The sequence below is a fragment of the Vibrio cortegadensis genome (assembly GCF_024347395.1).
Taxonomy (GTDB): Bacteria; Pseudomonadota; Gammaproteobacteria; order Enterobacterales; family Vibrionaceae; genus Vibrio; species Vibrio cortegadensis.
Genome location: NZ_AP025472.1, coordinates 876,426 through 887,690, shown reverse-complemented (window position 1 = coordinate 887,690; position 11,265 = coordinate 876,426). Strand labels below are relative to the sequence as shown.

Sequence of the window (11,265 nt, the reverse complement as noted above, 5' to 3'; positions counted from 1 at the left end):
TTGGCAAAGCCAACATGAGAGAGACATAAAGAGGGGTTGAGTCAAATTTCAGATTAATAGAATGGATTTTTGGCCCACAACTCTTTATGTTTTTTGAACGCTTCAATGAAAGTGAGCACCGACGTATGCGAAAAGTAACAACGCAAGAGAAGCTACTGAAAATCCATGATGCCGTGGCCCAGTTAATGGAACGCCGTGAAGCCACAGATATCTCTATGTACGATGTAGCGAAAGAGTGCGGAATGGCAACGTCTACCGTCTATCACCACTATCCAAACATTGAAAACCTGTTCCAAAATTTGCTTAATGATGTATTTAAGGATTTTGACGCCTTGCTACATCAGTGTATTGATGCCGAGAAAGTGACGCATTGGACGGATATTAATCGCATGATTGAAACGGCTTATGTGAACTATTACAACACTAACCCTATTGCGAGAAAGCTGATTTTAGGGCGCCATACCTTTACCGAATTAGGCCATGCAGATACCGAACATGACCTGATTTTGGGTAATGAAGTTGAGATAATTTATCGACGGTACTTCGACGTTCCGCAATTATCGCAACCCATCAATGTGTTTGCGATTTCGTTGCAAGTGGCAGACAAAATTTATTCACTGTCTTATCGTCAACATGGTTGCATCACACCTGAACTTGCCAACGAAGCGGTTCGCCTTACTGAATCTTATCTCAAACTCTATATCCCTCATATTTGCCAACGAGCCGTTTAAACCGTTAATGGTCATGGTCATGGTCAAGAACTTAGAACTTAGAACTTAGAACTTAGAACTTAGAACTTAGAACTTAGAACTTAGAACTTAGAACTTAGCAGAACAAAAAAAAGGCAACATATCAATTCCGGCGTTGCCTTCTGATTCGATTTACCGTTTTCCTTCCGAATTAGAAATCAATTCTCGCTTCTGTTTGCGCGTCAAAGAATACTGCTTTCGATAAATCAAAATGCAATGGCGCCATTTGTCCAACGGTCACTTCAAACTCAGGAGACAAACGACAAGCCACCTCTTGATCGTTCACTTTCACCATCGCGATAGTATCTGGCCCAGTGGGTTCCAAAACCTCTAATTTCAGATCAAGCAAGGTAGACGCGGAAACATCATCCCCTGCTTGATCGGTAATATGTTCTGGCCTTAATCCGATCACCACCTCTTTGCCATCTTGCTCGCGCATCGATTGTGGTAAGCGAATATGGTGCTCTTGGTTTTCAGTCCCTATCACCTTAATGATTGGGTTCTGTTCGACATCTAGATCCACCATTGTCTTGATGAAGTTCATCGATGGTGACCCCATAAAGCCAGCAACAAACATATTATTCGGACGAGTGTAGATCTCTTTTGGCGTTCCTAGTTGTTGTAGCTCACCATCTTTCATCACCGCGATCCTATCTGCTAATGTCATGGCTTCAATTTGGTCATGAGTGACATACACTATGGTGGTATTTAATTGTTGGTGAAGTCGCTTTATTTGGTGGCGCATCTCAACCCGCAGTTTTGCATCTAAGTTCGATAACGGTTCATCAAATAGATACAATTTTGGACGACGGGCAAGCGCACGGCCCATGGCGACCCTTTGTCTTTGTCCACCTGAAAGTTGCGACGGTTTGCGATTCAGAAGTTGATCAATTTGCAGCATTTCTGCCACTCGATTCACTTCAGCATCGATTTCATCTTTGGGCATTTTTTTGATTTTTAACCCAAAAGCGATATTGCCACGTACCGTCATGTTTGGGTAAAGCGCATAGGACTGGAACACCATCGCAATATCGCGATCTTTCGGTTCAACTTGTGCTACATCGACACCATCGATCATGATCTCGCCAGAGCTAATACTTTCCAAACCAGCAATGGTATTCATCAGGGTGGATTTTCCACACCCCGAAGGGCCGACAAGTATCAAAAATTCCCCCGAATCGATACTAATGTCGATGCCCTTAAGTGTTTCATTGTCCGCGTTGCGATAGGTTTTACGGATCTGCTTTAAATCTAATGTCGCCATGATAATTATCCTTTTACTGATCCGGCGGTTAAACCACGAACAAAATATTTTCCTGCGAAGACATACACCAATAGCGTTGGCAGTGCGGCGATAATCGCAGCGGCCATATCGACGTTATACTCTTTTACGCCAGTGCTGGTGTTGACTAAGTTATTTAATGCCACGGTAATCGGCTGCGTCTCTGCCCCCGAATAGACTACTCCGAACAAGAAATCATTCCAGATTGCGGTGAACTGCCAGATCACCGTCACCATTATGATCGGTGTGGAGATCGGTAATAAAATCTTGAAGAAAATCGTAAAGAAGCCTGCACCATCAAGCTTTGCTGCTTTAATCAGTTCATCAGGAATCGAGATGTAGAAGTTACGGAAAAACAACGTAGTAAATGCCATGCCATAGATAACGTGCACAATCACCAAACCAATCGTGGTATTCGCTAAGCCCATCTTGCCAAGCATGGTTGCCATTGGTAACAGCACCACTTGGAATGGGATGAAGCAGCCGAATAACAACAAACTAAAGAACAGGTTCGATCCTCTGAATTGCCACTTTGTCACTACATAACCATTGAATGCACCCAACAATGTTGAGATCGCGACCGCAGGGATCACCATTTGGAATGAGTTCCAGAAATAGCCTTTAATACCTTCACATTTCACCCCCGTACAGGCGGTATCCCACGCTTTATACCAAGCATCGAACACCCACTCTTTCGGCAAGCTCATTAAGTTACCCGCCTTGATGTCTGGCAGAGTTTTGAATGAAGTGAGCGCCATTACGAACAATGGCATTAAGTACACCAAGCAGAAGAAAAGCAGTGCTGAATAAATAAAGATTCGAGCAAAGTTAATGTTGTTCATCATGACTTTTTCTCCCTAAGTTCAGAGTAAAGGTAAGGCACGAGAATCGCTAAAATACCAGCAAGCATCATCATGGCGCTAGCAGCACCAAGGCCAATTTGGCCGCGAGTAAAGGAGTGGGCGTACATGAAGAGCGCTGGAAGATCCGATGAATAGCCTGGGCCACCCGCCGTCATTGCCGTCACAAGATCAAAGCTCTTAATCGCAATGTGTGAGGTAATGATCACCGCACTGAAAACCACAGGGCGCAAGCAAGGCAAAATGATTTTGAGATAAATAGTGGGTAAGCTTGCTCCATCAATTTGAGCGGCCTTGATGATTGATGAATCGATACCGCGAAGGCCCGCTAAGAACATCGCCATCACGAAGCCTGATGATTGCCAAAGTGCCGCGATAACCAAGGTATACACCGACATTTCAGAGTCGACTAACCAATCAAATTTAAAGTCCGTAAAACCCCAATCTTGCATCAATTTTTCAATGCCAAGCCCCGGGTTCAGAATCCATTTCCACGCCGTACCTGTCACGATGAATGACAGCGCCATTGGGTAGAGATAGATAGTACGAATCGCCCCTTCTTGGCGGATATTCTGATCAAGCAATACAGCCAAACCAACACCTAACAAGATAGCAATCGCCATGAACAGAAAACCAAATACACCGAGGTTAGTGATTGAGGTTATCCAGCGATCATTATCCATTAGCTTTTCATATTGAGTTAAACCAACGAAGTTAAAGCTGGGTAAAAATCGAGAGTTGGTGAACGACAACGCGGCCGTCCAAAAAATATAGCCGTAGATACACACCACGGTCACTAACGCGGTGGGCGCTAGTACTATTTTAGGTAACCAATGTTGTAACCTGTCAGCAAAACTGGGCTTTGGTGCAGGCTGGTTCCTTGTGGATTTTGGAGTCGACTTAGTCAAAACATGCTCCATAACTGATCCCTGTTGCACAATCGAACCGATGGTTTACCTTTTGGCACCACATCAGCATCACGCATTTCAGAATTGGGAATGAAGAGTAGATAGACTCCTTACGAGCCTATCCACCCTGGGGGTTTGGAATAAGCAGACATACATCTCTCACGTGCTCGTCGCTGCTTATCAAGTTAGATTAGATAGCGGCTTTCACTGCTTTCGCTAACTTAGCGGCTGCTTGTTTTGGATCGGCATTTTTCTCGTTAAAGAAGTTGGTCACCACGTCGTAAATCGCGCCTTGAGCGTAGCTTGTCGTCGCTAGACCGTGAGCCATACTCGGAACAAGATCGCCCGATTCAGCACTCGCTTTGAAGGTAGCCATTGAATCCAACGCACATTGGTCGAATTTAGACATGTCCATATCTAGACGTACAGGGATAGAACCTTTGTTAAGGTTGAAGACTTCTTGGAAATCTTTGGTAAGAATGGTTTTCGCTAGGTCTTGCTGCGCTTTTTGGTTCTCTTTGTCACTCAACTCAAAGAACGCAAAGCTATCGATGTTGAAAGTGAACTGGCCATCGGTGCCCGGTGCTGGTGCACAGATGTAATCTTTACCCGGCACTTTGCCTGCCGCAGTAAATTCGCCTTTCGCCCAGTCACCCATGATCTGCATCGCGGCTTCGCCATTAATAACCATTGACGTTGCGACGTTCCAATCACGACCTGGAGAGTTGCTGTCGATGTAGTCACGCATCTTTTTGAATTTGGTGAATACTTCCACCATTTTGTCGCCAGATAACACGTCCATATCAAGTTCTACGAACGCTTTGTTGTAATCTTCACTGCCTAGCACGTCGAGAGCCACTGCTTCGAATACCGTCGCGTCTTGCCAAGGCTGACCACCATGAGCCAATGGAATGAAGCCAGCCGCTTTAATCTTGTCTGCCGCAACAAAGAACTCATCTAATGTAGTCGGAACCGTAACGCCTGATTTTTCTAAAACAACAGGGTTAGCCCAAAGCCAGTTAACACGGTGAACATTGACAGGAACCGCCACGTATTCACCATCCCACTTCATCACTTTAGTCACAACCGCTGGTAGCAGTTCGTCCCACTTTTCTTGTTTTGCAGTTGCATCGAGAGACGTTAGAAAACCTAAACCACCCCACTCTTGAATATCATGACCTTTGATCTGCGCCGCAGATGGAGGATTGCCCGACACAGCTCGAGTTTTCAAAACGGTCATCGCACTTTCACCGCCACCACCAGCCACTGCAAAGTCTTTCCATGTATGGCCTTGTGCTTCAATCATCTCTTTCAGTACCGCTGCAGATTTCGCTTCGCCACCAGCCGTCCACCAGTGAAGCACTTCCACCTCGCCCGCTTGAGAGAATGTTGAAGCTGCAAGAAGAGATAGAGTAAGTAGGGTTTTATTGAGTTTCATTATGTTCTTCCATGTTTGTCCGGTTCAATAGAGAGTCTACTTAATCTGATTGATAAGATTGAAACAAAAGGTAAGCCCCATGTAACACAATTGTTACATTAGACATCCAGACTACGTGGTATAAAGACTTGCGCGATTAATCCGCTATTTAGTGAGTTGCTGATAATGAGATCTCCCCCATGTCCATGAAGAATATTACGGCAGATCCCAAGCCCTAAACCATGACCTTCACTGTCAGTTGCAATCCGAAAGTAAGGTTCGAATACGGCTTCTAACTTATCTTCGGGGATCCCTTCGCCGTGATCAGTAATGGTAATCGCGACCCAGTCATCGAACTCTTCCAATGTCACGTTGGCTCGGTGACCATACTTCACGCCGTTATCAATCAGGTTGGTTAATACTCGTTTAATCGCTAAAGGCTTCGCTACAATCGGTTCAATATCAGTACGAGCAAACTCAACCTTTATTGCTTTCTGATTATGGGATTCCATCACCGAAAATAGCATGTCATTGAGATCGACATAGGCGTTGTTCTCATGCAAATCCGTATCGCGAACGCATTGCAACGCCCCTTTCACCATGATCTCTAACTCATCAAGATCGCGATTGAACTTGTTTCGCTTTACCTCATCTTCCAGCAATTCTGCTCGTAACCTCAACCGAGTAATAGGCGTTTTGAGATCGTGAGAGATCGCAGAAAAGAGATGTTCTCTATCTGCCACATAACGCCTAATACGCATCTGCATTCGATTAAAAGCACGCGTCGCGGTGACCAGTTCTGTCGCCCCTTCTTCACGTAATGGCGGTTGATCGATATCCATACTCATTTCATTCGCAGCTTTGGCTAGGTTTTTTAATGGCCTAACCTGACGCCGTATCATCAGGTATGTAAGCACTAACAACAAAATCGTCGAGAAGAGTAAAAACATCATCTGTTCTCGGCCTAAAATGGTGTCATCTAAGCTGACATAAGGAGCCGGAAGTAAAGCCGCGATGTAGACCCATTCATGTTCGGCAAGCTGAATTTGGACCACCAACACAGGAGGGTTCAGTGGCTCTAAGGTCAAAGTGTGGTGCGCCCATGACTTGGGGAGGTCGCTAAGATAAATGTCATTTTTCAACAAGCGTAGTTTTTCAGGTGGTGAAAAATCAACCAACACGGTTTCCACTTTATTGAGCTTACTCTCCAGCACTTGTTTCACTGAATCCATCGCGACCAGTTTCAATTGGGTATCCGGAATCGGCTCAACGATGAGTTCGTTTTTATTGAATGAGACAAAGAAGCGAGTGCCCCCCATATTGCGGATTTGGTCCAATACGATATGGCGATATTTTACGGGAAGCGACTGAAAAAAGGTGACGGTTGAGGCAAACATATTTGCCATACTGGCAGAAGTAGAACGAATACCCTCAAGCTCTTTCTGCTTTGACTGATGGTACCAAATTCCTGTCGCCACACCTTGAGCCAGAACCACAGCAATAAGCGTCAACCACAAGGTTCTTGCCACTAAAGAGTTGGGGCGAAGTACACTGAATGGCTCTTTGCGCTTCATGTTAATTCCTCATCCGTTGATTAACATCAGAAGTTAATGCTCAATACTGACTGGAACCGCCAGAATGTAGCCGTTTCCACGCATGGTTTTAATATAGTGAGGATATTTACCGCTATCACCCAATCGGTGACGCAAACGACTGAGTTGAACATCAATCCCACGCTCAAACGGTAGGGCCTCTCTGCCACGAGTCGCAAATGAGATGGTATCTCGATCTAAGACTTCATTAGGACGCGACAAAAACAGCATCAACAGAGAAAAATCACTCCCTGACAGGTCATGCTCATCGTTATTCTCAAGGTTGATAATTCGATGCGCTAAAGTATCGAGCTGCCAATCACCAAAAGTGATCAACTTAGGAAGTGCATCGCTCGGCTTCTCATCACTAGCCTGAACGCGACGTAGCAAGGCTTTTATTCGCGCCATTAACTGACGAGGGCTGAATGGCTTCGCGATATAATCATCAGCACCAATTTCAAGACCAATGATTTGATCGGTCTCATCGGACACCGCTGTCAGCATAATAATGGGAACGTTGGAGTGTTTTCGAACTTTTTGACACAGTGTGAATCCATCTTCACCCGGTAACATTACATCAAGCAAAATCAGGTCAGGATAACCGTTAACTTCTATTGCTTGCGCTAACTCCACACCATCACTGACAGACGACACAAAAAATCCAGACTTGGTGAGATACTCTTCGAGTAGTTCTCGGATCTCCTGATCATCATCAACAACCAGTATGTGAGTCTTTGTGTGCATCCCTAAACCTTTCTCATTACATCGAATTAACACAGTGTAAATCTGGCCGACACGTTTAATCATGCCTATTTATATAATTATTAGAGACTAAGCAGGGCAATGATCACAATTTACGCTGACTAGAAACTTAGCCAAGGTTTTTGATGTGCACCTAATTTGGATTTTTTGTCTCAATGCTGATAACGATACCAATTTTGCCACCGAGAATGTTGCCACCGAGAATCCGCAGCAACATCGAATCTGCTATAACCGAAAGAATTCCCGATCACTTAAAGAGTTAAGGGTTTAAGAGCGACTGGTGGTGGAAAGCAAGATGCCTGCACTCATAAATACACCGCCTGTAAGCTTATTAAATAACTTGGCTCTCCCTTTGGCTAATATCCAGTTTGAGAACTTAGAACCAAGGTAGGCATAAAAGAGCAGCCAAGAGAGTTCCATACAAGCAAAGGTCGTCGCAAATACTGCATATTGAGCAAGCAATGAAGCGTTAGGGTCAATGAACTGTGGGAAAAGAGCGGTAAAGAATAAAATGGCTTTAGGGTTGCTGGCTCCGACAATGAAACCACTCGTAAAATGAGCGATGCGCTTCGCATTATCAGGTTGAGCCTGACCATCAATTTGATAAGACTCTTGCGTCGAGATCAACGCTTTCCAACCTAAGTAAACCAAGTAAGCCGCCCCTGTCCATTTAACAATATTGAACACCATTTCAGATGAGGCAATTAGCACCCCTAGTCCGGTAAACGACAACGTTAAAATTCCAGTAATGGCGGTTAAGCTTCCCAAGGCCGTAAAGATCGACAACTTAAAACCTGAACTCACCGCTTTGGTCATACACAGCAGTGAACTGGGCCCTGGAGAGGCAGTTAGTATCAAAACGGCAAGTAAATAGTACATCCATGTTTCTATGGTCATCATCTTCTCCTTTGATGAAAGAATCCATTCAGCCTCATGCTAATGGCGATTTACACGTTAATCATTTCGTTCTAGTACCGCTTTAAAAGAGAGATTAAATCAACAAGTAGTAAGACAACATGCCAAACATTTGAAATGAAATCAAATGCATAAAACCTTAATTTATCAGTGGTTATTTGTATGTCGAGATAAACAGAGAAGAGGAAAATCAGAGAGATAAGAGGTATTAACTGCAGAAGTAAAATAAAAGTTCATAATGCAAAAAACCGCTGCAAGCATACACTTACAGCGGTTCTTTCAATATGGTACGCCCTACAGGATTCGAACCTGTGACCACCTGCTTAGAAGGCAGGTGCTCTATCCAGCTGAGCTAAGGGCGCTTTGTGGGGTGAATTATACGAGATGACAGAGCTAAAGCAACGCTTTTATCTAACATTATGATCTGAATGACCAAAAAAAGCTCAACTGGTGCTTATGTGATGAAAAATAGAACAAAGCAAACGATTGCTTAATGGAAATAAAAAACAATTTCTGCCACAATGCGCTAAAAATTATTAACATCTCTATTTTCAAGACCATTTTCTAAGGAAAGTCATGACTGCTCAAAACATTGATGGAAAGTTAATTTCTCAAACGGTTCGCTCGGAAGTCGCCGCACGTGTAAAAGCGCGAAGAGAAGCCGGACTGCGAGCTCCCGGCCTAGCGGTAGTCTTAGTCGGTGAAGATTCAGCCTCACAAGTCTATGTTGGAAGTAAGCGTAGAGCTTGTGATGAAGTTGGCTTCGTCTCAAAATCTTATGACTTACCTGCTACGGCAAGTGAAAATGAACTGCTCGCTTTAGTTGACCAACTCAATGAAGATCCTGAAATCGATGGCATCTTAGTGCAACTGCCTCTTCCAGCAGGCATTGATACCACCCATATCTTAGAGCGTATCACTCCGGAAAAAGACGTTGATGGCTTCCACCCTTATAACGTCGGTCGCTTAGCACAACGTATTCCTAAGCTTCGTTCTTGCACGCCAAAAGGGATCATCACCCTACTTGACCGCTACAATATCGACCTGCGCGGTAAACATGCGGTTGTGGTTGGTGCATCGAACATTGTTGGCCGTCCTATGACGCTGGAACTCCTTCTAGCGGGTTGTACAACAACAACTTGCCACCGTTTCACCAAAGATCTTGAAAGCCATGTACGCCAAGCGGATGTGGTTGTGGTCGCAGTGGGTAAAGCAAACTTTATCCCTGGCGCATGGATTAAAGAAGGCGCAGTTGTGGTCGATGTGGGCATCAACCGCCAAGAGTCAGGCAAGTTAGTTGGTGATGTTGAGTACGATGTCGCGAAAGAGAAAGCCAGCTTTATCACCCCAGTTCCAGGTGGTGTTGGCCCGATGACAGTGGCGAGCTTGATTGAAAATACCATGATCGCTTGTGAGCAATATCGCCGTTAAATCTATGACTAATCGCTGCTGTCACTTGTTCTTGTTTCAAGTTCAAAGCAGCGACTGATCGATAATAGTAATGACTGCAATAACAGCGATTTAAACAAAAAAACACCGCCCATGAATAGTGAGCGGTGTTTTCGATCTAGCGGATGATTATACCAATCGTAGTAAATAACTGGTCATCCTAGCTTGTTAAAATACTCGATAACGGCGTTAGAAATTTTGATTGTAGAATAACTACTTATCGAAAATTTCTGCCTTGTTCTCAAGCATTTTTCCTGCGCTTTTTATGACCACCTACTTACTGTGATTGGTATTATTACGCTTTGACTAATGAAACTTGATTCTATCGGCCAAATGGCTAACCGCTAATGCAAAGTAATACGAGCGGTTCCACTTCATCAATACATTGTAGTTGTTGTAAATAAGATAAGCTCGCCCGTCGACATCATCAGGTAAGATCAGCCAAGCATTCAGCGGCTTGTCCAACTTAGGAAGAGGCTTACCGTTATAACGAGTCACACCTAACGCTTGCCACTCTTCCAGCGTTTTGGCCTTCTCTGCATCACGACCTTGTAGCTCGGTAGAGATGGAGTGAGGCACTCGTACTTGCCTTCCCCACGTATAAGTATCATCCCAACCCGATTGGCTTAAATAGCTGGCAGCAGAGGCGAAAACATCCGCTTCGCTACTCCAAATATCTTTTTTGCCATCACCATTACCATCAGCAGCATAAGCTAAAAATGAAGATGGCATAAACTGAGGTTGGCCCATCGCGCCTGCCCATGAACCTTTCAAATTTTCCGGCTCAATATGACCTTCATTTAGAATGGTTAATGCTGCCATGGTCTCTTTACGGAAAAAGGCTTCACGACGCCCCTCATAAGCAAGAGTCGATAATGCATCGATGACGTTATAATTACCGGTGAATTTCCCAAAGTTACTTTCAACGCCCCATAACGCGACAATGAATCGAGGCTGAACCCCATATTCATCACCAATTTTTTTCAGTTCAGCGTAGTGCTGCTTATAAAGGGTTTTCGCTTGCTTAACTTTCCAGTCTGGCACTGCTCGGGGAATATACTCATCCAAGGTCAGCTTCTTTTCAGGCTGATTGCGATCCGCTGTTACTGCTCTCGGTTTGTAAGTCACGTCAGCAAACGCTTGTGATAAAATCTGCTCAGAGATCCCTTGCTCACGACCTTGCTGCTTTAATTGTTCAACATATTGCTCAAAACTGGGTTTTTCTACAGAATCGCTATCGGCATAGGCCGAAGTTGTTGAGAGACTAGCGATCCCTACACTAAGCAAGATAGACAGTACTGATTTCAAACGGGCTCCTTAAGCTAATTAGC

Annotated in this window: 10 protein-coding genes and 1 tRNA gene; 2 read left to right on the top strand and 9 right to left on the bottom strand. The window is 44.4% G+C overall.

Annotated features, from left to right (window positions below; translation table 11 throughout):
* The first annotated feature begins 125 nt into the window (after nucleotides 1-125).
* The gene (locus OCV39_RS04175; RefSeq protein WP_261889073.1) at nucleotides 126-731 is read left to right on the top strand and encodes a TetR/AcrR family transcriptional regulator; all 606 of its coding nucleotides are present in this window, start codon (nucleotides 126-128) and stop codon (nucleotides 729-731) included.
* A 169-nt stretch (nucleotides 732-900) separates the two neighbouring features.
* Here OCV39_RS04175 and OCV39_RS04170 read toward each other — a convergent pair whose 3' ends face one another.
* The 8 genes from OCV39_RS04170 to OCV39_RS04135 all read right to left on the bottom strand — a co-directional run bounded on the left by OCV39_RS04170 (nucleotide 901) and on the right by OCV39_RS04135 (nucleotide 8,847).
* Entirely contained in the window at nucleotides 901-2,013 is a 1,113-nt protein-coding gene (locus tag OCV39_RS04170; protein ID WP_261889072.1) for an ABC transporter ATP-binding protein, read from the bottom strand.
* Nucleotides 2,014-2,018: 5 nt separating this feature from the next.
* Nucleotides 2,019-2,876 carry a carbohydrate ABC transporter permease gene (locus tag OCV39_RS04165; RefSeq protein ID WP_113795864.1) on the bottom strand — a complete coding sequence of 286 codons (858 nt, stop codon included), beginning with the start codon at nucleotides 2,874-2,876 and terminating at the stop codon, nucleotides 2,019-2,021.
* Nucleotides 2,873-3,811, bottom strand: a complete 939-nt coding sequence (locus OCV39_RS04160; RefSeq protein ID WP_113795863.1) for a carbohydrate ABC transporter permease — start codon at nucleotides 3,809-3,811, stop codon at nucleotides 2,873-2,875. Before OCV39_RS04160 ends, OCV39_RS04165 begins: the two co-directional genes overlap by 4 nt.
* Nucleotides 3,812-3,989: 178 nt before the next feature.
* Nucleotides 3,990-5,237, bottom strand: a complete 1,248-nt coding sequence (locus tag OCV39_RS04155; protein ID WP_261889071.1) for an ABC transporter substrate-binding protein — start codon at nucleotides 5,235-5,237, stop codon at nucleotides 3,990-3,992.
* Between the two features lie 98 nt (nucleotides 5,238-5,335).
* Nucleotides 5,336-6,790 carry an ATP-binding protein gene (locus OCV39_RS04150; RefSeq protein WP_261889070.1) on the bottom strand — a complete coding sequence of 485 codons (1,455 nt, stop codon included), beginning with the start codon at nucleotides 6,788-6,790 and terminating at the stop codon, nucleotides 5,336-5,338.
* Nucleotides 6,791-6,823: 33 nt separating this feature from the next.
* Nucleotides 6,824-7,552 (bottom strand): response regulator, encoded by a 729-nt coding sequence (locus tag OCV39_RS04145; protein ID WP_261889069.1) that lies wholly within the window; start codon nucleotides 7,550-7,552, stop codon nucleotides 6,824-6,826.
* Between the two features lie 285 nt (nucleotides 7,553-7,837).
* Nucleotides 7,838-8,467, bottom strand: a complete 630-nt coding sequence (locus tag OCV39_RS04140) for a LysE family translocator (protein WP_261889472.1) — start codon at nucleotides 8,465-8,467, stop codon at nucleotides 7,838-7,840.
* A gap of 303 nt (nucleotides 8,468-8,770) precedes the next feature.
* Nucleotides 8,771-8,847 (bottom strand) — tRNA-Arg (locus tag OCV39_RS04135).
* A gap of 214 nt (nucleotides 8,848-9,061) precedes the next feature.
* On the opposite strand from OCV39_RS04135, the gene folD reads away from it, so the two are divergent.
* Entirely contained in the window at nucleotides 9,062-9,916 is an 855-nt protein-coding gene (folD, locus tag OCV39_RS04130) for a bifunctional methylenetetrahydrofolate dehydrogenase/methenyltetrahydrofolate cyclohydrolase FolD (protein ID WP_261889068.1), read from the top strand.
* A 324-nt stretch (nucleotides 9,917-10,240) separates the two neighbouring features.
* Here the strand turns inward: folD and OCV39_RS04125 are convergent, their stop codons facing one another.
* A complete protein-coding gene (locus OCV39_RS04125; protein ID WP_261889471.1) occupies nucleotides 10,241-11,206 on the bottom strand; it encodes a lytic murein transglycosylase in 966 nt (321 codons plus the stop codon).
* Between the last annotated feature and the right edge of the window lie 59 nt (nucleotides 11,207-11,265).